The 26,840-nt window shown below is 66.1% G+C and carries 20 protein-coding genes; 1 reads left to right on the top strand and 19 read right to left on the bottom strand.

The features are described from left to right. The first annotated feature begins 81 nt into the window (after positions 1-81). Positions 82-987, top strand: a complete 906-nt coding sequence (locus tag CHEID_RS04080) for an asparaginase (RefSeq protein WP_238599424.1) — start codon at positions 82-84, stop codon at positions 985-987. On the opposite strand, the gene CHEID_RS04075 is transcribed toward CHEID_RS04080, so the two are convergent. From CHEID_RS04075 to CHEID_RS03985, 19 genes are all read right to left on the bottom strand, one after another. Then, positions 984-2,423: a DNA polymerase IV gene (locus CHEID_RS04075; RefSeq protein WP_273661328.1), complete on the bottom strand. Its 1,440-nt coding sequence runs from the start codon at positions 2,421-2,423 to the stop codon at positions 984-986. The genes CHEID_RS04080 and CHEID_RS04075 overlap by 4 nt on opposite strands. A gap of 28 nt (positions 2,424-2,451) precedes the next feature. Continuing rightward, positions 2,452-3,927, bottom strand: coding sequence for an amino acid permease (locus tag CHEID_RS04070; protein ID WP_112769436.1), 1,476 nt, complete (start codon positions 3,925-3,927; stop codon positions 2,452-2,454). Positions 3,928-4,197: 270 nt separating this feature from the next. Continuing rightward, complete coding sequence (gene ileS / locus CHEID_RS04065) at positions 4,198-7,338, bottom strand: isoleucine--tRNA ligase (protein ID WP_112769437.1); 3,141 nt, start codon at positions 7,336-7,338, stop codon at positions 4,198-4,200. A gap of 190 nt (positions 7,339-7,528) precedes the next feature. Next, entirely contained in the window at positions 7,529-7,855 is a 327-nt protein-coding gene (locus CHEID_RS04060; RefSeq protein ID WP_112769438.1) for a hypothetical protein, read from the bottom strand. A gap of 125 nt (positions 7,856-7,980) precedes the next feature. Beyond that, positions 7,981-9,045: a DivIVA domain-containing protein gene (locus CHEID_RS04055; RefSeq protein ID WP_112769439.1), complete on the bottom strand. Its 1,065-nt coding sequence runs from the start codon at positions 9,043-9,045 to the stop codon at positions 7,981-7,983. A 260-nt stretch (positions 9,046-9,305) separates the two neighbouring features. Beyond that, the gene (locus CHEID_RS04050; RefSeq protein ID WP_112769440.1) at positions 9,306-9,599 is read right to left on the bottom strand and encodes a YggT family protein; all 294 of its coding nucleotides are present in this window, start codon (positions 9,597-9,599) and stop codon (positions 9,306-9,308) included. A gap of 4 nt (positions 9,600-9,603) precedes the next feature. Further along, a complete protein-coding gene (locus tag CHEID_RS04045) occupies positions 9,604-10,209 on the bottom strand; it encodes a cell division protein SepF (protein WP_112769441.1) in 606 nt (201 codons plus the stop codon). Positions 10,210-10,266: 57 nt separating this feature from the next. Continuing rightward, positions 10,267-11,031: a YggS family pyridoxal phosphate enzyme gene (locus tag CHEID_RS04040; RefSeq protein ID WP_112769442.1), complete on the bottom strand. Its 765-nt coding sequence runs from the start codon at positions 11,029-11,031 to the stop codon at positions 10,267-10,269. Continuing rightward, on the bottom strand, positions 11,031-11,834 hold the full coding sequence (pgeF, locus tag CHEID_RS04035) for a peptidoglycan editing factor PgeF (RefSeq protein ID WP_112769443.1): 804 nt from the start codon (positions 11,832-11,834) through the stop codon (positions 11,031-11,033). Before pgeF ends, CHEID_RS04040 begins: the two co-directional genes overlap by 1 nt. A gap of 29 nt (positions 11,835-11,863) precedes the next feature. Next, positions 11,864-13,153, bottom strand: coding sequence for a cell division protein FtsZ (gene ftsZ / locus CHEID_RS04030; protein WP_113630555.1), 1,290 nt, complete (start codon positions 13,151-13,153; stop codon positions 11,864-11,866). Positions 13,154-13,398: 245 nt separating this feature from the next. After that, entirely contained in the window at positions 13,399-14,106 is a 708-nt protein-coding gene (locus CHEID_RS04025) for a cell division protein FtsQ/DivIB (RefSeq protein ID WP_112769445.1), read from the bottom strand. After that, positions 14,103-15,773 (bottom strand): UDP-N-acetylmuramate--L-alanine ligase, encoded by a 1,671-nt coding sequence (locus CHEID_RS04020; RefSeq protein ID WP_112769453.1) that lies wholly within the window; start codon positions 15,771-15,773, stop codon positions 14,103-14,105. Before CHEID_RS04020 ends, CHEID_RS04025 begins: the two co-directional genes overlap by 4 nt. Before the next feature lie 85 nt (positions 15,774-15,858). After that, the gene (gene murG / locus CHEID_RS04015; RefSeq protein ID WP_273661319.1) at positions 15,859-16,986 is read right to left on the bottom strand and encodes an undecaprenyldiphospho-muramoylpentapeptide beta-N-acetylglucosaminyltransferase; all 1,128 of its coding nucleotides are present in this window, start codon (positions 16,984-16,986) and stop codon (positions 15,859-15,861) included. Then, entirely contained in the window at positions 16,986-18,785 is a 1,800-nt protein-coding gene (locus CHEID_RS04010) for an FtsW/RodA/SpoVE family cell cycle protein (RefSeq protein WP_273661318.1), read from the bottom strand. The genes murG and CHEID_RS04010 overlap by 1 nt, the downstream gene beginning before the upstream one ends. Before the next feature lie 2 nt (positions 18,786-18,787). Beyond that, the gene (locus CHEID_RS04005; protein WP_112769448.1) at positions 18,788-20,443 is read right to left on the bottom strand and encodes a Mur ligase family protein; all 1,656 of its coding nucleotides are present in this window, start codon (positions 20,441-20,443) and stop codon (positions 18,788-18,790) included. 29 nt (positions 20,444-20,472) lie between these two features. Next, positions 20,473-21,576, bottom strand: a complete 1,104-nt coding sequence (gene mraY / locus CHEID_RS04000) for a phospho-N-acetylmuramoyl-pentapeptide-transferase (protein WP_112769449.1) — start codon at positions 21,574-21,576, stop codon at positions 20,473-20,475. 72 nt (positions 21,577-21,648) lie between these two features. Further along, the gene (locus CHEID_RS03995) at positions 21,649-23,130 is read right to left on the bottom strand and encodes a UDP-N-acetylmuramoyl-tripeptide--D-alanyl-D-alanine ligase (protein ID WP_112769450.1); all 1,482 of its coding nucleotides are present in this window, start codon (positions 23,128-23,130) and stop codon (positions 21,649-21,651) included. Then, positions 23,127-24,764 carry a UDP-N-acetylmuramoyl-L-alanyl-D-glutamate--2,6-diaminopimelate ligase gene (locus CHEID_RS03990; protein WP_112769451.1) on the bottom strand — a complete coding sequence of 546 codons (1,638 nt, stop codon included), beginning with the start codon at positions 24,762-24,764 and terminating at the stop codon, positions 23,127-23,129. Before CHEID_RS03990 ends, CHEID_RS03995 begins: the two co-directional genes overlap by 4 nt. Positions 24,765-24,767: 3 nt before the next feature. Further along, on the bottom strand, positions 24,768-26,627 hold the full coding sequence (locus tag CHEID_RS03985; RefSeq protein WP_112769452.1) for a peptidoglycan D,D-transpeptidase FtsI family protein: 1,860 nt from the start codon (positions 26,625-26,627) through the stop codon (positions 24,768-24,770). Between the last annotated feature and the right edge of the window lie 213 nt (positions 26,628-26,840).

The following is a 26,840-nucleotide window of genomic DNA, read 5'->3' as shown; positions in this document are numbered from 1 at the left end:
ACCGGTCATTCCACTGGACAGACCACCAGTCCGGCCCCTGGTCCGGCCACTGCTCCGACCACGCGGTCTCCGGGCTACACGGTGCTCCTGGCAACCGGCGGAACCATCGCGTGCACACAGGATTCCCACGGGGATCTGCGGCCCACACTAGGTGGGAGGGGCGTCCTAAAAAATGCAGGGGTAGATACGAATTCAGAGCACCAAGAGATCCGGGTCGTTGACGTGGCCCAACTGGACTCGTCCGCACTCACCCTGTCGGATATCGATCGCATCCTCGCGGCGATCGCCGGGGCCCGTGACCAGGGTGCTGATCGGGTGATTGTGACCCATGGAACGGACACTTTGGAGGAAACGGCAATGGCCGCCGACCGGTTACTTCAACCGGGCGCGCCCGTGATCTTCACCGGGGCACAGCGTCCCGCCGATGACTGTGCGCCCGACGGGCCCGCGAATCTGCGGGCAGCCCTGGACATCCCCCTGGGCAAGCACACTCGGCCGGTGGTCTGCTTCGGGGGCCAGATCGTCCCCGCCTACGGCGCGACCAAGAACCACACCACCGCAGACGCTGGTTTCGGGTGTGCCTACGACCCCCGCATCGAGGGCCCCGCGCCGGCACCACTGGGGCAGTTGGCACCACTAGCCGGGCTACGCGTGGATATCGTGCCGGCCTACGCAGGTGCCGACGGGTCCGCCGTGGACCCGGCCGCCGATGGGCTCGTCGTCGTCGCGCTGGGCTCCGGCAATATCCCCCCGGCGATGCGCGGGACGTTGGACCGCTTTGCCGGTCCTATCGTTGTGTGTTCCCGAGTTCCCGCCGGAGGGGTCCACTTCCGCTACGGGGGACCGGGGGGTGGTGCCGAGCTGCAGCGAGCGGGTGTGCGCTCCGGGGGCACCCTGCGCCCCGCTCAGGCTCGCATCAAGTTGCTGTGCGAGCTAGCCGTGGAGCGACAGAGAAACCGTTCGTCGGCGGGCGCGCCGACGCACTAACCCCAGGCCAAGCTGTCCAGGGGATCCGCGAAGCGGAGCTTTTCGTCCTCTACCGGGAAGGTGACAATTCGGCCGGGCCCGGTGGCCCGCGTTTCAAAGCGCACTGTCACGCGGCCCACCCCAGAACCCTGCACCCACCCATGGCCGTAGTCCGGGTGGTAGACGTCCCGGGTGGCTTCCCACCGCGTCGGTGATGCAGCCGGGTTCACCGTGGGTGTGGGGGTGCCGGAGTAGTTCGCGGGACTTCCGGAGGTGAGTTGGGGATCCACCGCAACCCCTGGCACCGCGATGGGGGGTGGCTCCGGGGCGCTCACCGACTCGCCCTCCCCGCCCGGCGTAACTGCGCTCACCAACGCCCCCTCCCCGCCCGGCGCGGCCACTCCCGCCGTTCCCAAATCCGGAAACAGAGCCTCCTGCCGATTGTCCACGAGGCCGGAGAACCCCACCCCGACGAGGCGAATGGCGCCAGTATCTTCCGGTCGGCTCAGCAACTGGCGTGCGGCGGCCAGCAGGACCGGCAAGTTATCCGTCGGCACCCCGAGCGTGCTGGACTTTGTGTGCAGGCTGAAGTCTGCCGAGCGGGTCTTTACTGTGACGGTGCGCGCCGCCCGCCCGTCCCTCAGCAACCGCCGGTGGGCATGCTGTGCGGTCTGTTCCAGCACGTCCACGGCCTCTGCGTAGGTGCGGGCATCCGTGGCCAGGGTGCGCTCCGCGCTGATCTGCTTGGCCCGCCCGCGGGGCGCCACCGGCCGCTCGTCGTGCCCCGCGGCCATGCGCTGGATTTCCAGGCCCACGGACCCGAGGGTGGCTTCCACGTCCCGGGGATCCATGGCGACGAGCTGCCCGATAGTGCGCACCCCCAAAGCCCGCAGACGGGACTGCGCGACCTTTCCAATCCCCCACACCTCCCCCACTGGTCGCGGGTAGAACAGCTCTTCTCGATCGGTCACCACCGTGATGCCGTGGGGCTTGGCGATATCGCTGGCCATCTTGGCGTCCATCTTGGTGTGCGCCAGACCAATGGAACAGGGCAGCCCCGTTTCTTCCTCCACCGCCCCCTGCAACTGTTCGGCCCACCGCCGGGCCTGCTCTGCGGTCTCCACCTTCGGTTCGGCGAAGCCCTCGTCCACCGAAAGCTGTTCGACGATACCGGAGTGTTCCCGGAGCACCTGGAAGATCCGCTCCGAGGCGGCCGCGTAGACGACGGCGCGGGGGCGCACCACCACGGCTTTCGACCGGCACAGGCGGATGGCCTGCCCCATGGGCATGGCACTGCGGGCCCCGTAGGCCCGGGCCTCGTAGGAGGCGCCGGCAACGACACCGCGGCCGCCCGATCCTCCGACGAGGACGGGGCGGCCGCGCAAAGTGGGCCGGGTCAACTGCTCCACGGAGGCGTAGAACGCATCCATGTCGATGTGGGCGACCCAGCGAGGCATAGCTGAAGATGCTAGCCGGTGGTTGCAGTTACACCGCAGTGGGCTCCAGCTCGCCAGCTTCGTGCTCGGAACGCCGACGGTCGATGCGGTTGCGCACCAGAAACCACCCGGCGGCAATGAGCCCAAGTACCGGTACAGCCGCGATCACGGTCCACCGTCCGATGTCGTCGCCCACGGCGATGAGTACCATCACCGCGGCGAGGAAGGCCAGGGTCACCCAGTTGGAGAAGGGGGACAACGGCATCCGGAAGCTCGGCCGCTCCACCAGGCCTTTGTCGGCAGCGGCCTTCAGCCGCATCTGGCAAATCAGCAGGAAGGACCAAACCAGCACGATGGTCACCGCGACCATATTCATGGCGATATCGAAGGCCTTGCCGGGGTTGAGGTAGTTGATCACCACCCCGATGACGATGACGGCGGACGTCAGCACGATCCCGCCGAAGGGCACACCGTGCGAATTCATCTTGGCCAGACGTTCCGGCGCAGCACCGGCGTGGGCCATCGTCCGGATGATGCGGCCCGTCGAATACAGCCCGGCGTTGAGCGAGGACAGGGCGGCGGTGATGACCACGAAGTTCATCACGTCCCCGATCTGGGACACGCCCACCTTGGAGAAGAACGTGACGAACGGGGATTCGCCGCTGGAGTATGCCGTGTAGGGCAGCAGCATGGACAGCAGGAACACAGAGCCGCAGTAGAAGACGATGATGCGCCAGACGACGTTGTTCACGGCGCGCGGCATCTCGTGCTTAGCGTCCTTGGTTTCCCCGGCGGCCGTGGCAACGATCTCGATGCCGTAGTAGGCGAAGATCACGCCGGAGGTCACGAACGCCATGGGCAGCAACCCATTGGGGAACCAGCCGCCGTGGCTCGTGATGTTGTGCAGCCCAGCCGCCTGGCCTTCGACGACGTGGCCGGTCAGCACGAAGTACAGGCCGACGCACAGGAAGGCGATGATCGCAACGACCTTCAACAGGGAGAACCAGAACTCCATCTCGCCGAAGACCTTCACCGAAATGGTGTTGAGGGCCAGGACAACGAGCAGCGCGGCAAATGCCAGCACCCACTGTGGGATCGATTGGAAGATCGGCCAGAATCGCAAGTACGTTGCAATGGCGGTGGTATCCGCAATGCCGGTCAACGCCCAGCACAGAAAATAGATCCAGCCGATAAAGTACGCCGGGGATTCCCCGAGGAACTCGCGGCTGTAGCTCACCACGGCCCCAGAACTGGGCCGGTGGAGGACGAGTTCGCCAACCGCGCGGAGCACGAGGAAGGCGAAAAAGCCGCACACGAGGTAGGCGAGGATGAGGGAGGGGCCCGCAGATGCGAGCCGACCACCGGCGCCGAGGAAGAGCCCGGTTCCGATAGCGGAACCAATGGCGATCATCTGGATGTGCCGGGTGGTGAGCCCCTTGTGGTATCCGTCCTGGTCTGCCGTGAGGAAAGAACCGTTGGAGGTGTTCGGCGGTGCGGTGTGCCGCGCCGATTCTGGTTGTGCCATGGGTGCCACAACCCCTTTCGTGCCTTAAAGGGAGAGGACTGTCTTGCCTGGTCGCTAGTTTTAGCTGCGGTCACTATACGCCCGGGGTGCCGACAGTGCGCACTTCCAACAATCGGGAAAGTCCACCCCCCTGCCACCCCCTAACCCGCTGCAAATATGCCCCTGAGCAGCACGAAAGGCCCACCCGCACCCGTCGAGTCGGCCTTAAGTGAAGATTATGTTACAACGGCCCCACCGCCCGGCCGCCACACCCCCCGGGGAGGCGCGCGCTTAGCTGCGCGAGATCTCCGCGCTGCACCCATCGGCAAGGTCCACCGGCAGCTGTTGGTCCGTGCTCACGCTAAACTCGGTGGCCAGCACCTCCCCGGCGATGTACTCCCGGTGCCTCTCAGCCCAGGCCAGCATGTTTTCAGGCACGCTCATCGTCACCGTGATCCGGTCGCTCACCTCCAGTCCGGCGGCCTTGCGAGCGTCCTGGAGGGCACGCACCCGATCCGCCGCCCAGCCCTTAGCCTCCAGCTCCTCGGTGGTGGTGGTATCCAGCACCACCAGGCCGGGGTAGCCGGGGATCTCCGCGGTGTGGTCCGGGTCGGTGGCTACGAGCCGCCGGGTGTACTCCCCCTCGGTCAGGGCGATTCCGTCCGCCACCACGGCCCCGTCGGCGTCCACCTCGTAGTTTCCGGCCTTGACCGCCTTGATGACCCGCTGCACGTCTCGGCCCAGCCGCGGTCCCGCGACGCGGGCGTTGACCACCACGTCGTAACGTCCCACCGCGGCGACGTCCTCGGTCAGCTCCACCCGCTGGACGTTAACCTCGTCGCCGAGGATGTCCTGGAATTGCGCGAGGTCCCTGGCGTCCGGAAGAGCGACCGTGAGCATGGGCAACGGCAAACGGTTCCGCAGCTTGTGGGCCTTGCGCAGCGAGGACGCGGCGGAGCTGATCGCGCGAACCTTATCCATGGCGGCCACCAACTGTGGATTCTCCGGCAGTTCGGTGGCGCTGGGCCAATCGGTCAGGTGCACGGAGCGCCCGCCGGTCAACCCGCGCCAGATGACCTCGCTCGTCATCGGCAGCAAGGGGGCGGTAATCCGCGTCAGCGTCTCCAGCACCGTGTAGAGAGTGGCAAAGGCCTCCGGATGTACCTGGTCACCGGCCCAGAACCGCTCCCGGGAACGGCGGACGTACCAGTTCGTCAGGGCGTCGCAGAACTGCCGGATGTCATCGGTAGCTGCGGCGATGTCCGTCCGGTCCATATGGTCTGTTATGGACGCCACCACCTCGCGCAACTTCGCCAGGATGTATTGGTCCAGCACATTGTCGGAGGTAGTGCTGCGCTGCGCGGGGGTGGAGGCGTAGAGCCTCAGGAAGGAGTAGGCGTTCCACATCGGCAGCATGGCCTGGCGCACGCCCTCGCGGATGCCCTGCTCCGTGACGATGAGGTTGCCGCCGCGCAGGATGGGGGATCCCATGAGGAACCAGCGCATCGCGTCGGAGCCGTCGCGGTCGAACACCTCGTTGACGTCCGGGTAGTTGCCCTTGGACTTGGACATCTTCAGGCCGTCATCGCCAAGGACGATGCCGTGGGCCACGACCGTGGTAAACGCCGGGCGGTCGAACAGAGCGGTCGCCAGGACGTGCAGTGTGTAGAACCAGCCCCGGGATTGCCCCGAGTACTCCACAATGAAGTCCGCCGGGGAGTGCGTGTCGAACCACTCCTTGTTCTCGAAGGGGTAGTGCTTCTGGGCAAACGGCATGGAGCCGGATTCAAACCAGCAGTCCAGCACCTCCGGTACGCGCCGCATCGTGGACTGGCCGGTGGGGTCGTCCGGGTTGGGGCGGGTCAGCTTGTCGATGTCCGGGCGGTGCAGGCTGGCCGGTCGCTCGCCGAAGTCCCGCTCCAGCTCCGCGAGGGAGCCGTAGACATCCACCCGGGGGTACTCGGCCGAGTCGGAGACCCACACTGGGATGGGGGAACCCCAGTAGCGGTTGCGGGAAATGTTCCAGTCCCGGGCACCCTCCAGCCACTTGCCGAATTGGCCGTCGCGCATGTGGGCGGGGATCCACTCGATCCCCTCGTAGTTGAGCTGGACCATCCGGTCCCGGAACTTCGTCACGGCCACGAACCAGGAGGGCAGCGCCATGTAGATCAGCGGCTCCCCGGAGCGCCAGGAGTGCGGGTAGGAGTGCTCGATGGTCTTGTGCTGGAAGACCCTCCCGGCCTGCTTGAGGTCCCTGATGATGTTCTTGTTGGCATCAAAGACGAGCTGGCCGGCGTAATCAGGGACCTGTTCGGTGAATTTGCCGTCCGTGTCCACGGGGATGACGAGGTCGATGTCGGCCCGGGCGCAGGTGTCCATGTCGTCCTCACCGAAGGCGGGGGCTTGGTGGACGATGCCGGTGCCATCCTCCACGGTGACGTAATCCGCGGCGAGGATCTGGAAGGCGTTGGGGTGGTCGGCGAAGTAACTAAACGGCGGGGTGTAGGTCAGGCCGACAAGCTCGCTGCCCGGGAGCTCGCGCAGGATCTCGTGGTCCTCCCCCAGCTCCTTGGCATAGGAGCCGACGAGGTCCTTGGCCAGAAGGTAGCGCTGCTCGCCGGAGCGGACCAGGGCGTAGGTGACGCTGGGGTTGACGGCTAGGGCCAGGTGGCTCGGCAAGGTCCAGGGGGTTGTAGTCCAGGCCAGAGCGTAGGCGCCCACGAGGTCCCGGTCCGCCTGGGAGCCCTCGCGCACCCCGGTGATGGGGAAGGTGACCGTCAGGGTGGGATCCTGGCGCATCTTGTAGGAATCGTCGAGCTTGGTCTCCTGGTTGGACAGCGGAGTGTGCTCGGCCCAGGAGTACGGCAGGACGCGGAAGCCCTGGTAGATCAACCCCTTGTCGTAAAGGGTTTTGAAGGCCCACATGACGGACTCCATGAAGTCCAGGTCCATCGTCTTGTAGCCGTTGTCGAAGTCCACCCACCGGGCCTGACGAGTAACGTAGGCCTTCCATTCGTCGGTGTAACGCAGGACGCTGGAGGCACAGTAGTTGTTGAACTCCGCCATCCCCATCTCCTCCACCTGGGAGCGATCGGAGATCCCTAGCTGCTTTTCCGCCTCCAGCTCGGCGGGCAGGCCGTGGCAGTCCCAGCCGAAGACGCGGGAGACCTTCTTGCCGCGCATTGTCTGATAGCGCGGCACGATGTCCTTGACGTATCCGGTGAGCAGGTGGCCGTAGTGCGGCAGACCGTTGGCGAAAGGGGGCCCGTCGTAGAAGACATATTCCGGCTGGCCCTCGCGCTGCGCGATGGACTGGGCGAAGGTCTCATCCTCAGCCCAGTACGCCAGCACCTCCTGTTCCATGGTGGGGAAGGAATTGGAACCGCCGGTCATGTCCTCGCGCGGGTACGCCCCGCCTGCGGGCGTGTTCATGGAAAACTACCCTCTTTCTAGAAAAACGTAGGTCTGGCCCTCTTTCGCACATACGGGATAGAGGAAAATGGGGAAAAGAATGCAAGCGGGGCCATGGTAACCCCCCGCAGTGTTGCAGTCCCCTACCGGCCGCCCTCTCCTGCGATCTTCGGGAGGGGAACCCCCGGCACCCCGGTGGGGAGCGGAAGTTTCAGCGCCAACGTCGGCGGCTGCCCTGGGCGCGGGAGCGCTTGGAGTAGGCCTTGAGCCGCTCGGAGCTGGTGGGGATCTTGTCCTCCTCCTGCGCCGGGCGGTTCGGCCCGGTGGTGCGTATCGGCCGTGGTTTGGCTTTGGGACGCCCCTCCCCGGAAGCTCGGCCGGGGTTACGCCGGGATTGGCGCCATTCCACAATGAGGAGGGCTATGCCCGCGGCCGCTACCGCCACACACACCCAGGCCCACACCGTGGACCCGAAATACAAAGCCCCCAGCAGTGCTACGAAGCCGAGCACTGCCAGGGCCAGGGATAGAGCCAACATGTCTGGTTAGGCCACCGTTCCGGTGTGGTGAATTCGTGGAGAAGCTGGCCCCGCGAGGGGCCATGCGGCCCCGCCTGCGCTCTCGTTGAGCATAAGGCGGGACCTGGCCACGAATCCGTCTCCGGCTAGTTGCGCCCGCCCTCGGATCCGATGGACCCGGTGGGCGCGGCGGTCCCGCGGCTGTTGAGTTCCTCCAACTGGGATTCCAGGAACGTCTTCAAGCGGGTGCGGTACTCGCGCTCGTAGGTGCGCAGCTCCTCGATGCGGGCTTCCAGGGCGGTCTGCTGCTTTTTCACCGTCGCCATGATCTCGGAGTGCTTGCGCTCGGCATCCTGCTGCAGGGCGTTGGCGCGCTCCTGGGCCTGGCGGATCTGGGCCTGCGACTGGGCGGTGGCGTCCGAAATCATGGTCTCCGAACGCTGCTTGGCGTCGGCGAGCTGGGAATCGGACTTCTGCTTGGCATCCGCCAGCATGGACTCGGAGCGAGTCCGGGCCTCATTGAGCTGGTTCTGGGACGTGGAATTGGCCTCGTCCACCGTTCGCTTAGCCTCGGCGCGTGCGTCGGCGAGCATGGAGGAGGACTCTGCCTTGGCATCGGATGTAAGCCGGTCGGCCATCTCCTGGGCCAGGGACAGCACGCGAGCGGCCTGCATGTGGGTATCGGCCGTGGCCGCGCCCTCCGTGGGGGCGGAGGCGGCGGCGGAACGCTGCTGGGAATCCGCAGAAGCCGCGCTGGACTGGGCGGCCTTGCGGGCCTCCGCTGCCTCGGCCTCGGCCTTGCGAGCCCGCTCTTCCGCAGCCCGCACACGATCCTCGGCCTCGCGCACCTTGGACTCGTACTGGGAAATGAGCTTGGTGTTGGACTGCTGGTTCTGCTCGCTGCGCGCTGCGGCGGACTTCTCCACCTCGGCGCGAACCTCGGATTCGACCTGTGCCCGGATCTCTCGGCGCAGTTGTGCCTCGTCCACCTTCGGTTGTGCAGGGGCGGCGGCTGCGGCGGGAGCGGAGGAAGCACCTGAGCTGAGTTCCTCTACGCGTAGCTTCAGATCGGCATTCTCGTCTTGCAGTTCGGCGAGGGTGTCCTCGACCAGATCGAGGAACTGGTCTACCTCGTCCTCGTTGTACCCGCGCTTGCCAATCGGTGGCTTGCTGAAAGCTACGTTGTGTACGTCAGCTGGTGTAAGGGGCATCGGTACTTCCCTTCCCTTTCGAGTGGCCTGTGCGAGCTTCTGGCCGTAGCGGAAGCTCCCGAGGGGCGCTTGTTTCTTAGGTGTTGACAACAGTCACTTTAATGTCAAACTGCACCGAGCATACCAGCGCGCGGGGGCTTAGGCTCAACTTGACGGTGAGGACGCGCAACTTTTTCGAAAATTTTCGGCAATCTTACGCAGATTTTTCGCCGTGAATCCCCCCGGGGGGACTCTGGGCGGAAACCCGGTTGGTCAGAAAGTCACCGGATCATGGTCGAGGCGATGACCGTCGAAAGAATCTGTAGCCCGAAGAATAGAACCAGAATGGAGAGATCCAGGCTAACCCCGCCCAGGTTCAAAGGGGGAATAATGCGCCGCAATCCCTTCACCGGGGGATCTGTGACCACAAAGATCGGCTCTGCAGCGATCGAGAACCACCGCGGTGGCCGCCAATTCCGGGAGAAGGACTGAATCATCTCCACCACAATGCGCAGCACCAGAATGTAGATGAAGACTCGGATGAGCAGGACCAGGCCTAGACCAACTTGAACCACTGGGCTAGTTATCCTCCACCAATTGATCCAACTGGCTCTGCTCCAAAGTCAGGCCAGCGGGGATGAGCACGAAGTTCCGCACTCCGCGCAGCTTCTTCAGGTCGGCGTCCACGCCCCGCGCCAGGCCCGCCGAGAAGTCGAGCACCCGGGAGGCTTCCGCCTTTTCCATCCCGCTGAGGCTGAAGACCACAACATCTCCTCCGCGGATGGCCTCGGCAATCTCCCCCGCCTGCCGGTAGGAGCTCAACACGAGGCGCACCACCTGGGGGGTGTGCGGAACTGCCCGGCTCTCCGCGTGCGGGGCCGGTGCCTCGTAGCTGCTCCGGCGGGAACCGGCATCCCCATACTCGCGGTATTCCCCGCGGCGCGCATAACGGTCCTCGGCAACGTGCTCGTCCCGCGATTCGCGGCCGCCGCGCCCCAGGCCGTGATCCTCGTGCTCGGCGCGGTAATCCGTGTAGCCCCGGTGGACCCGCCGGGCTGCCCCATCTCGGGCATCCCGAGGGTCCCGCTCCTCTGCGAAGCGCTCGCGATCGTAAGCCTCCTCGTAGGAGTCAACGTCGCTCAGACCAAAGAAATCCTTGATCTTCCCGCCGAAACCTTCAGCCATGTTCTTCGCTTACCTTTCCGCTGACGCCGCCGCGCCGATGTGCGTTGCTGGTTCGTCTTAGATGTCTAACGTACTGGGCCGGGGTCCTAGGATGTCTGTTCCGACACGCACTACAGTGGCCCCCTCCGCTATGGCCAGCTCTAGGTCGCCACTCATCCCCGCTGAGTATACGGGGCTGCCCTCTATCCGGTCCGCGATGCTCTCCAGCAACTGGCGTCCGCGGGTGAATACTTCCCGGGCATCCCAACCCAGCGGCGGCACTGTCATGAGGCCGCGCAGACGTAGGTGGGGCGCGCCGCTGATGGCGTCCGCCAGCGCTTGGATATCCCCAGCCACCGCCCCACCGCGGTGCGGATCACCGTCGGCACTGAATTGGATGAGCACCTCCAATTCCGTGCTGCGATCCCCGCGCTCCAGGGCCAGCCCCGTTCCCCTGGACAGTGCCCGGATGAGCTTTTCGCTATCGGCGGTGTGCACGGCGCTGGCCCAGCGGGCGACGCTGTTGGCCTTCTTCGTTTGGATCTGGCCGATCATGGCGATGGCGGGGTGCCCGCCCAGCTCCTCATGCTTGCTGCGGGCTTCCTGCTCCCGGTTCTCCCCTACAGTGTGAACGCCAAGACCCGCGAGCAGGCGCAAGTCCCGCGCCGGATGGAACTTCGTCACCGGCAGCAGGTCTGCACCCCCGGCCGCGGCGATCCGTTCGTGCACCGCGGCGAGGCGCTCGGCTAGCTGCTCGCGGCGGGCCTGCTCGATGTGTGTAGCGCTCGCATCTACGTCATCGCGCGACGATGGCGAGCCCGCAGATTCATGAGGACCGGCCATCACTGCGCGCCTCGGGAATGTCCGCCCCCGGACTGCGCTCCGCGGGAGTCCAGCCACACCACCCCGGCCTGGCGGCCCGTGGTTCCATCCCGGCGGTAGGAGAAGTAATCGTGATCCGCAATGGTGCATCGCGGGTCTATGTCGACGGTGCGCACGCCCAGGCTGGATAGCTGTCGGGCAATCCCCGAACGGATGTCCAGCCCCGGCGTGCCTCGGGTGGTGCGGGTCCGTGAGCCCGGAAGCTTGGCCTCCACATCGGCGGCCATGGCCTCCGGCACCTCGTAATGGTCTCCGCTGGCTGCCGGACCCATTAGCGCGTGGATGTTTGCTTCTGCAGCGCCTAGCTCCACCATCCGGGCAACGGTGCGCGCGACGATGCCATTGCGTGCGCCCATTCGCCCTGCGTGGACGGCGGCGATCACGCCTGCGGAGTCATCGGAGAGCAACAGGGGCACACAGTCGGCGGTGAGCACCACCAGGGCGATGTCCGGCACCGTGGCGATCAGCGCATCCGTGGTCTCGACGAGAACCTCGCTCACTCCCTCCGCCGAGTCCCCCAGGGGCCGCCGGTCTCGCAGGTGCTGTGCCGTCACCTCCGTGACCGTCGGCGAGTGAATCTGCTCCATGAACACCAGGGTGTCCACCCCCAGCACGGCGGCGAGACGGGACCGGTTGGCCCGCACCGCGGCGGGGTCATCCCCCACATGGGAGCCCAAGTTGAAGGACTCATAGGGCCCGGCAGAGGCCCCACCGAAGCGGTTGCTAAAGGCCTTGCGAACAGCGGTGGGTGAGGAGGTAGTCACGGACTCGCTTCCTTAGGACGGGCAGCTTCTCAGAGGAAGCTCGGCAGATCCAGATCGTCTTCATCGTCGTCGACAGCGTGACGGCCCTGACCAGACTGGCCGGACTGGCTAGCCCCCGGGTACCCCAGCTGGGAGTCGTTATCCCGGGTGGTGAACAGACCACCGGGCTGCGGGTGGCTCTGCGGCATCTCCCCGCGGGTGCGCTGCGCGAAGCTCGTTGCCGGGGCCGACTCTGGCTCCTGGCTGGCGGGGCGGGCTGCCGGGGCCGCATCCGAACCGAAGATGCTGGACCCGGCGGAGTGGGACTGGGTCCCTTCCGAGCTGGCCTGCCCTGCGCTGGCCCCACCTCGCTGGGAGGTGGAGGAGGCCGAGGGGGAGTCGTCGAAGCCCGCCGCGATGACGGTGACGCGGATTTCATCGCCGAGCTGGTCGTCGATCGTGGTGCCGAAGATGATGTTGGCCTCTTCGTCGGCGAGGTTCTCCACCAGCGAGGCGGCCTCGCTGACCTCCATGAGCCCCAGGTCGGAGCCACCGGCGAAGGACAGCAGCACTCCCTTGGCCCCCTGCATCGTGGACTCCAGGAGGGGCGAGTTGATCGCCGCTTCGGTCGCCTTCACCGCACGGGATTCCCCCCGGGCTGTGCCGATGCCCATAAGGGCACTGCCGGCGTCCGTCATCACGGAACGAACGTCGGCAAAGTCGACGTTGATCACACCAGGGGTGGTGATCAAGCGGGTGATGCCTTCCACACCGGAGAGCAGCACCTCATCGGCCTTGCGGAAGGCGTCCATCATGGAGAGCTGCTCGTCACCGATCTTCAACAGGGAATCGTTGGGGATCACGATGAGGGTGTCGCAAACCTCCCGAAGGGCCTCGATGCCGGCGAGGGCCTGCTTGGAGCGGCGGGGGCCCTCGAACGTGAAGGGCCGGGTGACCACACCCACGGTCAGGGCATTCTGCTTCTTGGCGATGTTTGCCACGACCGGAGCCGCGCCGGTGCCCGTGCCGCCGCCCTCCCCGGCGGTGACGAAGACCATGTCCGCACCCGCGAGGATCTCCTCGATCTGGTCCTTGTGATCCTCGGCGGACTTCCGGCCCACCTCGGGGTTGGCCCCGGCACCGAGGCCGCGGGTCTCTTCCCGGCCGATATCCAGCTTCACATCTGCATCGGTCAGCATAAGGGCCTGTGCATCAGTGTTGATGGCGATGAATTCAACGCCCTGAAGTTTGGCGTCGATCATCCGGTTGACGGCGTTGACACCGCCGCCACCAACGCCAACCACCTTGATTTCCGCGAGGTGGTTTCCTGGAGTGGTCATATGGGCCGACCGCCTTCCTGTGTGGGTAGTACGTGTTCTTTTGATCCCCGGGCCATTTGCGCTGCTCATACGCGGTAGCGCTGGTAGCGCAATCAGCTGCGAGTGCAGCTACCCCCAGCCTGCGCAAGGGGATGGTGCCGTTTTCGTGTTCGGTTCCCAATTTTGCGGGTTTCACCCGTGTGATTGGCGCACATTTTTTCGTGGCGTGTCGTAGGTTTAAACGTCAGCTTGAGGTTTCGGGCGTTTTAGCGAACCGTGGGCATAGCCGGATTGGAGACATTCCACGCCGTGCCCTCCCGGGTCAAGACGATACGAGTGGCCTCCGCCTTTTCCGCTGCTCGCTCAGCGGTTCCCCAGAACACCGTCTTGCCCCCCTTGATGAGCAGCTTCACGCTGGACTCACCCGGAGCTTCCACCGCTTCTAACTGGGCGCGTACCTCTGGCGGCAGGGCCCCGACCGCGGTGGCGGCGGCGTGCAGCGCCGCCGAGTCCTCCGCGCGAATGTTACGGAACTCCGGGACGCCCTCGGCAGCCGCTCCGGAGAGGAAAATGTTGCCCTTCGTGTCCACCAACTGGGTTTGATTTCCCTGCTTGAGCACCCCCGCTGGGTCGTGCTCGGTGACTTGCACAGCAATGGTCCGCGGCCAGTGGCGGGCGACCGTCACCCGCTCCACCCAGGCCTGTCCGGCGACGTTGCGAGCCGCGGCGGTGGTGTCCACCCGCAGCATGTTGTCGCCCTCGCGAATGCCGCTGGCCCGGGTGATGGCGGCGTCATCAGCGCGCGCGACACCTTCCACGGTGATGGCGCGAACGCCAAGCACCGGCACGAAGTAGGCGACGGCAACTGCGAGCACCCCCAGGACCAGCAGCCCTACTAGCGTTCGCAGCAGAATCCGTCGACGAGGGGCCCTGCGGCCGCTCGGCCGCGCACCGGCGGGTTCGTTCTCCTTCATCGGGTGGACTCCTCCGGCGCCTCAGCCGCAGCACCTGGGGATTCCTCCCCGGCCGACGGGGCACCTGCGGATTCTTCCCCGGCCGACGGATCAGCCGCCCGTTCCGCTAGCTCCCGAATGATCTCGTCGGCGAGCATGGTCACAGTCCCAGCCCCCAGAGTCAGCACCAAATCGCCGGGCCGGGCGTGCTGCCCAACGCGGCCCGGTAGCGCAACGAACTCCGGCACGAACTCCCAGGGCACGTTGAGGTTGAACCCGATGATGCGCGAATCCACCCCCTCCACCGGTTGCTCCCGGGCACCGAAGATGTCCAGCAGGAAGACCTGGTCCGCCAGTGAGAGCGCGCGCGCGAACTCCTCGGCGAAAGTCATCGTGCGGGAGTACAGGTGGGGCTGGAAGACGGCGAGCACCCTCCCGCCTCCCCCGGCACCCTGGCGCTGGCGCGCGGCGGTGAGCACCGCTTCCACCTCCGTGGGGTGATGCGCGTAGTCGTCGTACACCTCTACCCCGGCTACGGAACCATGCGATTCGAAGCGTCGGCGGACACCATCGAAGGCGCTGACGCCTGCCACGGCGCGCTCGATGTCTGCGCCGAGGACGTAGCTGCCCGCCACGGCCGCCACCGCATTGAGGACCATGTGATCCCCGGGGATGCGGACTTCCAGCGCCACCGTGTGCGTACCTGCCGCCGCTTCGCCGGACGCCCTCGTGCCTGCGGCCTCCTCGCCAACCGCCGCCTCCACATCGCCGCCCCTAGTAGCCCCACTGGGGTCGTAGAAGGTGACGTGGGACAAAGTGCCCGTAGGGGTCACCGAGATGTCCTGAACGGCGGCGATGACGGGGACCTCCGGGTGCGCCCGCACAGCCTCCACGCTGCCGTAACCCAGAACTCGCCTGCCCTCCTGGGGGCCGGGGAAGCCATCGCGGACGAGGGCTTCGGCCAACGCGGCGGAACCGGCGTCCTCAAGACACAACAAGAGGGCCCCACCGGACTGCACCCTCCCGGCAAAGGCCCGGAAGACATCCACATAGGCCTCGGCCGTTCTGAAGTAGTCCAGGTGATCGGGCTCGATGTTGGTCACCACGGCGACCTCCGGCTCGTAGGAGAGGAAGGAGCCGTCGGACTCATCGGCCTCGGCAACGAAAATATCCCCGGTGCCGTGGTGAGCGTTCGTGCCCGCGCGATTGAGCTGCCCCCCGATGGCGAACGAGGGATCCTGCCCCGCCTGCTGCAGAGCAGCGACGGCCATGGACGTCGTGGAGGTCTTCCCATGCGTCCCCGCCAGCAAGAAGGAACGCCTGGACCGCAGCAGCATCGCCAGCACATCGGAACGCCGCACCACCGGAATCCCCCGCTGACGGGCAGCGGCCAACTCCGGATTGTCCTGCGGAATGGCGGCGAAAGACGTCACCACCACGGTGGGCAGCTCGCCGTCAAGGGTCAGGTTGGCCTCATCGTGACCAATCCCGACGACTGCCCCTGCAGCTCGCAGCGCGAGGATGCTGCGGGAATCCTTCATATCGGAGCCACTCACCGCATAGCCCCGAGCGAGGAGAATTCTCGCTATGCCAGACATCCCAGCGCCACCGATGCCCACCATGTGCACGCGGGTGAGATCCGCCTCGACCGGGGCCGGATTGCTGGGGCTGGGGGTCTGACTCGACATGTTGTTCACTTCCCTGTCTTGCGTTGCTTCCGTTGTGTCGCCCTGGGGAGACGCCGTTGTTCGAATGTCCTCTATCCGCGTTGCCTCAGCGAGCCCGGGCGGCCGCGAGCAATCGCCGAGCGATATCGTCTGCCGCCGACCGGTGACCCGCCAGACGGGCCTTCTTGGACAGTTCGCCTAGCCGCTCCGGATCCCGCAACACCGGGATGACCTCCTGGGCCACCCGCTGCGGGCTGAGGTCCTCGTCTCGGACCAGCATTCCGCCCCCGGCCTCCACCACGGGGAGGGCATTGAGCCGCTGTTCGCCGTTGCCATGCGGGAGGGGAACGTAGACCGCTGGCAGCCCCACTGCGGAAACCTCCGCAACCGTCATCGCGCCGGAGCGGCACAACACCATGTCCGCGGCGGCGTAGGCCAGGTCCATCCGCTCGATATACGGCAGGGCCACGTAGGCCGGGGAGTCCGGGTACACCGGAGCGGTGATGGAGTTTTTCTTGCCATAGGCGTGCAACACGCCAATGCGGGCGTCGTGGAGCGTTTGCGCTGCTCCTAGCACCGCGTCATTGAGGGAGCGGGCCCCCTGCGAACCGCCGGTCACCAGCAGCACCGGTTCCTCCGGGGACAGGTGGAAATGCTCCCTGGCCTGCGCCCGGAGCGCCTGCCGGTCCAGATCCAGCACCGCCTGCTTGACGGGGATACCCACGGTCTCGGCGGGCAGGCCAGAGCCCTCCACCGCCGCCAGGGCCGTGCCCCCCAGCTTGGCACCCAGCTTGTTGGACATCCCTGCGCTGGCGTTGGCCTCGTGGACGAAGAAGGGGATGCCTAGGCTGCGCGCGGCTAGGTAGGCAGGCGCCGAAACATAACCGCCGAAGCCGATGACCACATCGGCCTGCAGCTCCCGCAGGGCCGCCCGGGTCGCGGAGATGGCGGCCTTGAGACGCAGCGGGAGGGTGAGCAGGTCTCGGTTGGCTTTGCGGGGAACGGGCACCGGCGGAATAAGCCGGAGGTCAAAACCGCGGGCCGGGATGAGCGAGCTCTCCAGACCCTTCGTGGTCCCCAGCGCAGTCACCCGGGCCTCGGGCGCCAACCGCTTGACCGCCTCTGCCACGGCCATTGCCGGTTCGATATGCCCGGCCGTGCCGCCTCCGGCGACTACAACGGAGGGCCCGGATTCGGTGTGGGTTGAGCCCGGGGTGGAGGATGTGCTGGTCACTAGTAGTTTCGCCTCCTCGGGGGGCGTTGCTGCCCCGGCGTTGGTTGGTCACGGCCCCCCGATGACGGGGTTCTGTCTGCACGGGAACTCCCGCTGCGTGGTGGGGGCAGTTGCGTGCGGCGGCGACCATCATAGCTAGTGGCCCGCGGGGGGGCGGAGGCGGAAAAGCGGGAGGCCCGGGTGCGGCCCGCGGTGCGCCCGGCCGAGCCGGTGCGGTCCAATCGATCCTCCGGTGCCGATCCCGGGTATGCGTCCCCCAAGACCCGTCGGGTGCTCGCCGCCCGCCGTTCTTGTTCTCGGCGGACGTCCTGGCCCCGGAAGCCGGGGGTCCCGGCCCGCCCGGTCACCGGTGCCCCATAGCGGCGAGGGGTCGTGCGGCGTTCCACCCGGCGCCGTTCGCCGGAGCTGCGCGGGGTTTCGGGCAGCGGGAGGAGCATGAGCCGGTCGATTAGCGGCAACCCCTCGTGCTGCATGGAGGAGATGGTGGCGGGTTCGTGCCGGGCACAGTTGGCCAGCAGCCCCATCGTGAACAGGGTGATGATCGCGCTGGTTCCGCCGGCCGAGATCATGGGCAACTGGATGCCGGTCACGGGGAGGAATCCCATGACATACCCCATGTTGTAGAAGGCCTGCACGATCACACCGATGGTGAGGGTCGCGGCGAGCATCTTGTAGAAGGGATCGGCCTGGGCCAGCGCAGACTTGATGCCAAAGAGGGCTAGCGCCGCAAATAGGGCGATGACGATGACCGCGCCAATCCACCCCAGTTCCTCACCGACGATGGCGAAGATAAAGTCATTCTTCGCCTCCGGCAGGTAGAACCACTTGGCTCGGGATTGCCCCAGACCAGCCCCGGTGAGTCCCCCATCGGACAGGGAGAGCATCCCCTGATAGGACTGATACGAACTGCCCTTGATGCTCTGATCGCTAAACCGAAGGAACAGTGCATCCATCCACGTCGTGATGCGATTGGAGCGGAAGCTCTGCGCCATGATGGCGATGGACACGACCACGGCGAAGATGCCCGCGAGGCTCGCGAGCAGTACCGAGCTCACCCCGGCGAAGAAGACGATGGCGAGCAGAACGATGCCGACAGTGAGCATCATGCCCAGGTCTTTTTGCAGCAGCACCAACCCGAGGATCACGGCACTTACGGCGGCAAAGGCACCGAAAGACCCGAAGATCGTGGGGTTGCGGCGCACTTGGCGCGACACGATGGACGAACCCCACACGGCGAGCGCGAGCTTCGCCACCTCCGAGGGTTGAACACCCACCGAGCCGAACCGCAGCCAGGAGTTACTGCCCACCTCGTCGGCACCCACGCCCACACCGGGAATGAGCACGATGAGCAGCAGGACGACGGACAATCCCAGCAGCCAGGGCGCCAAACGCTCGATGTGCCCCGGTTTCAACCGTAAGGCCACCCAGAAACCCACGAGACCCACTGCCACAATCATGGCTTGCTTGGCGAACTCCGCCCATACGGAATCCTCGGCGGCGCGGGAGGTCACCATGGAGGAGCTGAGCACCATCGTCAGGCCCAGGCCCACCAGGAGGAACGTGATGAGCAAGATGGCCTTGTAGTTCATTTGCGGGGCAGTAAAGAGGGTCCGCAGGCGCTCGGCGATGTCGGCCCACTCCGAATGGCCGTGACGACCGCTCGCTGCCTTACGGCTGCCGGACCGTTCTGCCGGCCGGTTCATTCGTCGGCCGGTCTCCTGAGCACTCGCTCGGTCAGACGCACGGGCGCCCGGCCGAGCTGAGGCGAGGCCCGTGCGGGTGGTGGAGGTATCACGCATGGTCAGCCCTTCTGCCGGGGGGTGGGGGTAGTGGCGTTGTGGTGAGGTTGCGATTGGGGTCGATCCTCGGCGGCTAGGTCCTTGGCGGCCAGGTTGTTGGCGTAGTGCGCGAAGAGGTCGCCGCGCTGCCCCATACCGGTGTACATATCTAAGGACGCCGCCGCCGGGGCTAGGATCACCCTATCCCCCGCCCGGGACATGTCGTGGGCGGCGCGCACCACGGTTTCCATCGCCCGGTGCGGATCCGTCTCATTCACCCGCACCACCGGGATGTCCGGAGCCAACCGGTTGAGGTCCGCGCAGATGTCATCCCGGTCAGCCCCTAAGGCGACCGCCCCGCGCAGGGCCGGGCCGATTTCCGCGATGAGCTCGGCGACACTGGCTCCCTTCAGTTGGCCCCCGGCAACCCACACCACGTTGCGTTGACCCGCCAGGGCGGCACGGGCAGCGTGAGGGTTCGTGGCCTTCGAATTGTCCACCCAATCCACGCCGTGGATGCGGGCGACAACCTGCCCGCGGTGGGCCTGCACCCGGAAGGTGGATAGAGCCTCGGCGATACTGGCGGGCGCCACCCCGATACAGCGGGCCAGGGCGGCAGCAGCCGCAGCATCGGCTAGACCTGCGGGACCCGCCGGGGAAATGCCCGCGGCCGGGGCCAGATCCGTGCACAGCCACTGGGCACCGGCCGCCTCGGCGAGGCTCTCCCCCTCTTCCGGTGTTTCCTCCGCGTCGGTGCCTCCGGTACCCGTGGGTCCTTCCCACCGCCGCCACTCCGTCAGCCGCCCTTCGGCCACTCCCACAACGGATTCCAGCGAAATCTCCTGGCTCACGGGCCCCTCCAGCACCACGCGGGGATCTGCGGTGCTAAACGCATGCACCCTGGGCGCCAGCCACTCGGCGGGTCCGCCTCCAGGGAGCGCGAAGGCCAACACCTCTGCCTCGTCCGCTGGCAGCACAGCGTGCTCCCCGCGGAGCGCGACCATCTTGTCGGCGGCGTATCCGGCGAAGCTGCCGTGCCAGTCCAGGTGATCCTCGGCGAGGTTCAACACGCACCCGGCCGTCGGCGCGAAGTTTTCCGCCCAGTGCAACTGGAAGCTGGACACTTCTGCGGCCAGCGCGTCAATTCGGCGCTCCGGGGCATCCTCGGCCAGAGCCGTTCCGGGGGGCTTGCCGATATTCCCCACCGCCGCGCAACTGCGGCCATCTGCCAGGCACATCTGGTTGAGCATGGCCGTGGTGGTGGTCTTCCCATTCGTTCCGGTCACAGCCAGCCACGTCTTGGACGGGCCAAATGCCCCCTCCCGATCCGCAACCCAGGCCGCCTCAATGTCTCCGATGATCGGCACGCCTGCGGCTGCCGCGGCCGCAAAAAGCGGGGAGTCCGGGCGCCACCCCGGGGATGTGATGACCAGCGCGATGCCGTGCCCACCACTGTCCGCGGCGAACAGTTCGATGGCCTGGGACACGGTGAGATGTGCGCGCGGGGAGGCGTCGTCCACAATGACAACGCTGCCCTGGGCACCATCGGCCCGGTGGAGCGCGCCCAACATGGCAATGACACCCTGCCCGGCCACTCCGGCTCCGGCCACCATAATGCGGCCATGGCGGAGCGTATCTAGAGTGGGGGTTTGTGGGGTGCTATCCACGGTATTCACCATCTTTCCTGCGCTGGGGGGCAAAGCATAAATCACTGCAGGGATGCAGCGCTTAGCCATTCGCCGTAGAAGATCCCGAACCCGGTGCAAGCGGCCAACGCCGCGATAAGCCAGAAGCGGATGACAACGGTGGTTTCAGCCCATCCCCCATTTTCAAAGTGGTGGTGGAACGGGGCCATCCGAAAAACGCGCTTCCCCGTGGCCTTGAAGGACCCGACCTGGATAACCACACTCGCGGCCTCCGCCACAAAGACGGCCCCCACAATAATCATGAGCAATTCCGTCTGAGAAGTGATGGACAAGCCCGCCACCAAACCCCCGAGCGCCAGGGAACCGGTATCCCCCATGAAGATCTTCGCGGGCGCGGCATTCCACCACAGGAAGCCCAAACAGGCCCCCAAGCCCGCAGACGCGAGCACGGCCAAATCCAGTGGATCCCGAACGGCATAACAACCGGGTGCGGGGCCGGTCGAGCAGGCATTGCGGAACTGCCAGAATGTGATGAGGACGTAGGCCCCCATGACAATCGCCGTGATTCCGGCGGCCAGCCCATCGAGCCCGTCGGTGAGGTTCACGGCATTCGACCACGCGGAAATCACCAGGTAGATGAAGATGAGGAAAAGGATAGAGCCAATGATCGTGCCGCCGATCGCCACGTTGAAGGTCGGCAGCGATCGGATAAAGGACAGATGCGTCGTCGCGGGAGTCAGGCCCTGGTCATTGGGGAATTGCAAGATGAGAATGCCGAAGACCACCGCCAGCGCTAGTTGGCCCACCAGCTTCATCTTGGCGCTGAGGCCCAGATTCCGGCCCTTGACCAACTTGATGTAGTCGTCTGAAAAGCCCAGCAAGCCCAGGCACAGGGTGAGCCCCAGCACCAAGGGGCCGGAAACTCCGGGCCCCGCCCCTGTCGTGGCCAAGCCGAACAGGACTGCGGCCAGGTAACCGCAGACTAACCCGGCCAACAGCGCAATGCCGCCCATCGTGGGAGTGCCCCGCTTCTTCAGGTGGGACTTGGGCCCATCCTCCCGGATCTCCTGGCCCAACCCCTCTGCGGAGAACTTCCGGATCAACACCGGCGTGAGGAATACAGAGACCATAAAGGCCACCGCTCCGGCGATAATAATCTGCATCATTGGTTCGTCGAGCTCCTTGATATTCCTCTACTACCTACCCCGCGGGTTTGGGCGCGGGTGCCGTGCGCCCTACTACTGCCCATCGTCCAGCAAACCCCGGGCGATTCCCCACAGCCCATCCGAATAGGAGGCTTTGATCAGCACCACATCATTGGGGCGCAAATTCTGGTCCAGGAAGTTCACGGCGGCGTCGATATCCTCCACCATGTGCGTTTCCACTCCTTCCTGCCGGGCCGAGGCCGCCAGTGCCCGTTGGTTAACCCCAGACCCAACAACCACAACGTTGTCGATCCGCCGACGCCCCAACAGCGCTCCGAGGTCGGTGTGCGCAGCAACAGCGTCCTCCCCCAGCTCGCTCATCTGGCCCAACACGGCCCAGCTTTGCGCGTCGGCGCGGCCGGTGGCAGTGTACGCCAGGGCGTCCACGCCCGCGCGCATCGACTCCGGGTTGGCGTTGTAGGAATCGTTGATGATGGTCACGCCCTCCCGGGTCCGGCGCACGTCCATGCGGTTTTCGCTGGCGGCCACGTGCTCCCCGAGGGCCTGGGCCACGAGCTGCGGGGGGACCCCCGCCTCGATCCCGACGGCGGCCGCGGCCAAGGCGTTGGAGACCTGGTGGGCGCCGAACACGCCCAGCTCGATGCGCTGGGGTTCCCCCGCGGGGTGGTGCAGCGTGAAGGAGGCGCGGGCCACCTCGTCCAGGACGATTTCGGTGGCGTAGTAGTCAGCCCCATCGGCGGCTGCGGCGGAAAACGTCACGACCTTCGCGTCGGTGAGCTCGGCCATCGCGCGCACCTTATCGTCGTCGGCGTTGAGCACGGCCACGCCGTCGGCTGGTAGCGCCTGGATCAGCTCGCTCTTGGCCCGCGCGATAGCTTCCCGGGATCCGAACTCCCCCAGGTGGGCGCTGCCCACGTTGAGTACCACGCCGAAGCGCGGCGGTACCACTTCCGTGAGGTGCCGGATGTGCCCCTGCCCGCGGGCGGACATCTCCGCGACAAGAAACTTCGTGCTGGGAACGGCCCGCAGCGCGGTATAGGGCAATCCGATTTCGTTATTAAAGCTGCCGGGGGGCGCAATGGTCTCCCCCACCATCTGCAATACCGCCCCAATGAGGTCCTTCGAGCTGGTTTTTCCAGCGGATCCGGTCACTCCCACGACGAGCATTCCGTTAGTGCGGACCAATTCATCGGTGTTATAGCGGGCGAGTTTATCCACGGCAGCCAGAATTGAGGCCCCATGGCCCTCGTAATCAAACTCGAAGGCGGTGGCGTTTGCCGCGTCCTCCGCCATCTCGGCGCGCGGCACAATGAGCGCGGCCAGATTGACGTCTTTCGCCAGCAGTAACAGCGCGGCCCCCTTCTTGAGCGCATCGGCGGCGAAGTCGTGCCCATCCACGTGAGCTCCGGGAAGAGCCATGAAAATGCTGCCCGGGGTGATGCGACGCGAATCGAATTCCACGGGGCCGGAGACCGTAGCTTCGGGGTCAATGCCGCCGGTGAGGTGCCCACCGCCGGTAATTGTTGCGATATCGCCGACCGTCAATTCGATCATGGCTGCTTCTCCTGGTTGTTCGTCGAATTGTGCGCCATGCGCTGGTTCAGTGCTGATGTTAGCTGTGCCAGATCGTCAAACTCGTGCATCACTCCGCGGATTTCTTGGCCCTTTTCGTGGCCCTTCCCGGCAATGACGATCGCGTCGCCCGGCTGGGCCCAGGCCACGGCCGCGGCGATGGCCCGGGCGCGGTCGGCGATTTCTTCCACGTGGCTGGCTGGCCCGTGTTGTTCTTCTTTCTTCTGGACGCCAGGACCGAGCGCTACCTCACGGGCGCCCGCGAGCACTTCCGCGCGGATCGTTTGTGGGTCCTCGTCGCGGGGGTTGTCGTCGGTGACGAAGACTGCGTCGGCCATAGCGGCTGCGTAGTGCCCCATCTTGGGGCGCTTGTCCCGGTCGCGATTTCCCCCGGCGCCCAGGACGATAGCGATGCGCCCGGTGGGGCTAGGCAGGTAGTCCGAGAGCGTTCCCAGCACTGCGGCGACGGCGCCCGGTTTGTGGGCGTAGTCCACGACGGCCAGAAAGTCCTGCCCGGCGTCTACGGCCTGCATCCGCCCGGGTACCTGCACGTCGGCGAGCGCAACGGCCGCGCGGCGCGAGGCCACCCCGGCAGCGGTGGCGGAGGCGATGGCTATAACGCTGTTGGCGACGTTGAAGCTGCCGGCCAGGCCGATGCTGTAGTCGATGGTTTCGCCCACCCCGTCCGCCCCGGCGCGGTGGGTGAGGGTGATGTTCTGCCGACCGGACTGGGATACCTGGACCGCCTCCACGTTCCACGTGGCCGCGCCCGGCCCGGGAGTGGCGCTGACGGTGGCGGCGCCCTCGGTTTCGCTGGCCAGGCGCTGGCCCCACACGTCCTCGATGCAGATCACCGCCTGCTGCTTAGCAGCCGACCGGGGGGCGGAGTTGGCCCCGTAGGCGCCATCGGGGTCCACGAACAAGGTCCGCTTGGCTTGAAAGTAGTCCTCCATCGTGGGGTGGAAGTCCAGGTGATCTTGGCTGAGGTTCGTGAAGGCCACGACGTCGAAGGGGATGCCGCGGACCCGACCGAGTTGGAGGGCGTGGGAGGACACCTCCATGACGACGTGGGTGACGGATTCGTCCCGCATCTGCCGCAGTAGTGCCTGCATCGTCGGCGCTTCCGGGGTAGTCAGTTTGGTCTCTACCGGACGGCCGTTGATTCGGGTGCCAGTTGTGCCGATGATGCCGACGTGGTGCTCGCTCATGAGGGCCCGCTCCACCAGGTAGCTGGTGGTTGTCTTGCCGCTCGTGCCCGTAATCCCCACGATCGTGAGGCCCTTGGCGGGGTGACCATAGACTTCGGCGGCCACGGGGCCCATCCACTTGCGCACGTCATCGACGATGAGCACCGGCAGCTCGCAACCGTGCTCCTCCAGCAGCTTCGCCCCACGGGCATCCGTGAGCACTGCCGCGGCCCCGGAGGAACTGGCGAAGGTGGCCCCGTGGGTGCGGGTCCCGGGCACGGCGCAGAACAGTCCGTCCGCGGCGACGTCCTGGGAAGAAATGGAAGCACTGTGCACGCTGACGTGGGCATGCCGGGGGGCCACGTGACCGCCGGTGAGATCGGCGAGGTCGTGCAGCGTGGGCGGAGAGTACGGGCCAGAGTAAGTCATTGTCTAGTGATCCTGCAGTCTGAGCATCGGGCCGGGATCCGGCGATAGCGGAACGTTGTAGTGGTCCAGCAGCCACGAGGCAATGTCGTTGAACAGGGGAGCTGCGGTGCCGCCGGCGCCGCCGTCCGGTCCGCGCTGGGGATTGTCCAGCATGAGCGAGACGACGAAGCGCGGGTTGTCCGCCGGGGCGATCCCGGTGAACGTAATCCAGTACGCAGAGTTGGAGTAGGCCCCGGTATCCGGGTTGATCTGCTGGGCAGTGCCGGTCTTACCGGAGATTTGGTACCCGGGAATCGCTGCCTGCGGAGCCGTGCCCCGGTTGAGCCCCGTCGGGTCCGCCTGGGTCACGCCCCGGAACATGTTCACCGCCGTCTCGGCGGTCGACGGGGACACGACCCGCGTGGAGGCCGGTTCGGGGACCGGGATGTTCGTGCCGTCCGCGGCGGCGATGGATTTAATGAGGTGGGGCTGAACCCGCACCCCTTTGTTGGCCAGCGCTTGGTAGATGCTGGCCATCTGCACCATGGTGACGCTCATGCCCTGGCCGATGGGCAGGTTGGCGAAGGTGCCCCCGGACCACTGGGGCAGGGCTGGCATGTAGCCGGAGGACTCGTAGGGCAGCCCCAAGTCGGTGGGTTGCCCAATGCCGAACTTCTGGAAGTATTCGTACATCTTGTCCTGGCCCACCCGCTGCGCCAGCATGAGCGTGCCCACGTTGGAGGACTTACCAAATACACCCGTGGTGGTCAGCGGCAACACCCCGTGCTGCCAGGCATCCTTCACCGTGACTCCGGCCATGTTGATGCTGCCTGGGACCTGCAGGACCTCGTCGGGGGCCGTCTTCCCCTCCTCGATGGCCGCGGCGGCGGTCATGACCTTAGCGACGGATCCGGGCTCGAAGGTATCGGCCGTGTTGCGGTCCCCGAACACCTTCTTGTCCCGTAACTGCTGCTGGATGTCCCCGTTGGGGTTGATCGTATCCGAGCTGGCCATCGCCACAATCTCCCCGGTTTGGGCGTCGAGCACGACAGCGTTGGCGGCTTTCGCGCCGGACTTTTCCCGGGCCTGCTGCACCTGCTGTTGGACGAACGTTTGGGCGTCCAGGTCGATCGTGAGCTTGTACGCATCGCCGTCGACTGCGGGGTGCTCGTCGCGGGTGGACCCGGGGATGGCATAGCCATCTCCAGCCACGTCCACCGTGCGGGACCCGTTGATGCCCTGCAAGTGCGAATCCTGGGCGAGCTCCAACCCAAACTGCCCCTGGTTGTCTGCGCTGATTTTGCCCACCACGTTTTGGCCCACGGCCCCATTGGGGTACATCCGCACGTCCTGGCGCTCCGCGGTGATCTCTGGGAACTTACTTACAACCGCCTGGGCGACATCCGGGTCCACGTCGCGGACGAGCACCTCGTAGGTGGAGTTAGAGGTCAGGGTATCCCGCAGGTCCTTCTCCTTGATTTCCGGCCGACGCTGCGAGGTGTTCTTCTTGCTGGCCTCCTCGATCATCCCGGGCAGGGTGCGCACAATCTCATCTAGCCGCTGGTCCGGGGCCGCCGCTTGATCGGGATATAGCTCGTGGCGCTCCTCCATGTACTGCCGCAGACGATTCGGGTGCACCGACAGGCTGCGGGCCTCCATCGTGTACGCCAGCACCTGCCCATTGCGGTCCGTGATCTGGCCCCGGTGGGCCGGTTCTGCAATTACTGCGGTGCGCTGCTGGGAGGCCTGCTCCGCCAGGTTGGGTCCCGCGATGAGCTGCACCCACGTCAGCCGCAGCACCATGGCGAGAACAACGAGGACCACGATGAGGAGCACAATGCGAACGCGCTTGTTGAAGCGCGCCGTACTGGCGTCCACAATCATCCAGGAGTTGGCCACCGGAGACCGACCCGCGCGCGCAGCAGAGGACCCCGATGGGGATCCGGAGCGGTCATTTTCAGCGGCCAACGCGGACGGTCCTCAACTTTCGGGTCAGCAGGGTGGGTTATTGCGGCATGGGTCGGGATGGGCGGGGCTAGGGGGTGCGGCGGTGGCGACAAGGCCGCCGTCTAGCGGGCACCACCGGCTCGCTCGCTA

The sequence above is a fragment of the Corynebacterium heidelbergense genome, from assembly GCF_028609845.1.
GTDB lineage: Bacteria > Actinomycetota > Actinomycetes > Mycobacteriales > Mycobacteriaceae > Corynebacterium > Corynebacterium heidelbergense.
This window is presented reverse-complemented; position numbering and strand designations above follow the sequence as displayed.

Coding starts and splice junctions, on each gene's coding strand:
- CHEID_RS04075 (WP_273661328.1), bottom strand. CDS start 2,423: ATGCCTCGCTGGGTCGCCCACATCGACATGGATGCGTTCTACGCCTCC.
- CHEID_RS04070 (WP_112769436.1), bottom strand. CDS start 3,927: ATGGCACAACCAGAATCGGCGCGGCACACCGCACCGCCGAACACCTCC.
- ileS (WP_112769437.1), bottom strand. CDS start 7,338: ATGAACACGCCCGCAGGCGGGGCGTACCCGCGCGAGGACATGACCGGC.
- CHEID_RS04060 (WP_112769438.1), bottom strand. CDS start 7,855: ATGTTGGCTCTATCCCTGGCCCTGGCAGTGCTCGGCTTCGTAGCACTG.
- CHEID_RS04055 (WP_112769439.1), bottom strand. CDS start 9,045: ATGCCCCTTACACCAGCTGACGTACACAACGTAGCTTTCAGCAAGCCA.
- CHEID_RS04045 (WP_112769441.1), bottom strand. CDS start 10,209: ATGGCTGAAGGTTTCGGCGGGAAGATCAAGGATTTCTTTGGTCTGAGC.
- CHEID_RS04040 (WP_112769442.1), bottom strand. CDS start 11,031: ATGGCCGGTCCTCATGAATCTGCGGGCTCGCCATCGTCGCGCGATGAC.
- ftsZ (WP_113630555.1), bottom strand. CDS start 13,153: ATGACCACTCCAGGAAACCACCTCGCGGAAATCAAGGTGGTTGGCGTT.
- CHEID_RS04025 (WP_112769445.1), bottom strand. CDS start 14,106: ATGAAGGAGAACGAACCCGCCGGTGCGCGGCCGAGCGGCCGCAGGGCC.
- CHEID_RS04020 (WP_112769453.1), bottom strand. CDS start 15,773: ATGTCGAGTCAGACCCCCAGCCCCAGCAATCCGGCCCCGGTCGAGGCG.
- CHEID_RS04010 (WP_273661318.1), bottom strand. CDS start 18,785: ATGCGTGATACCTCCACCACCCGCACGGGCCTCGCCTCAGCTCGGCCG.
- CHEID_RS04005 (WP_112769448.1), bottom strand. CDS start 20,443: ATGGTGAATACCGTGGATAGCACCCCACAAACCCCCACTCTAGATACG.
- mraY (WP_112769449.1), bottom strand. CDS start 21,576: ATGATGCAGATTATTATCGCCGGAGCGGTGGCCTTTATGGTCTCTGTA.
- CHEID_RS03995 (WP_112769450.1), bottom strand. CDS start 23,130: ATGATCGAATTGACGGTCGGCGATATCGCAACAATTACCGGCGGTGGG.
- CHEID_RS03990 (WP_112769451.1), bottom strand. CDS start 24,764: ATGACTTACTCTGGCCCGTACTCTCCGCCCACGCTGCACGACCTCGCC.
- CHEID_RS03985 (WP_112769452.1), bottom strand. CDS start 26,627: ATGATTGTGGACGCCAGTACGGCGCGCTTCAACAAGCGCGTTCGCATT.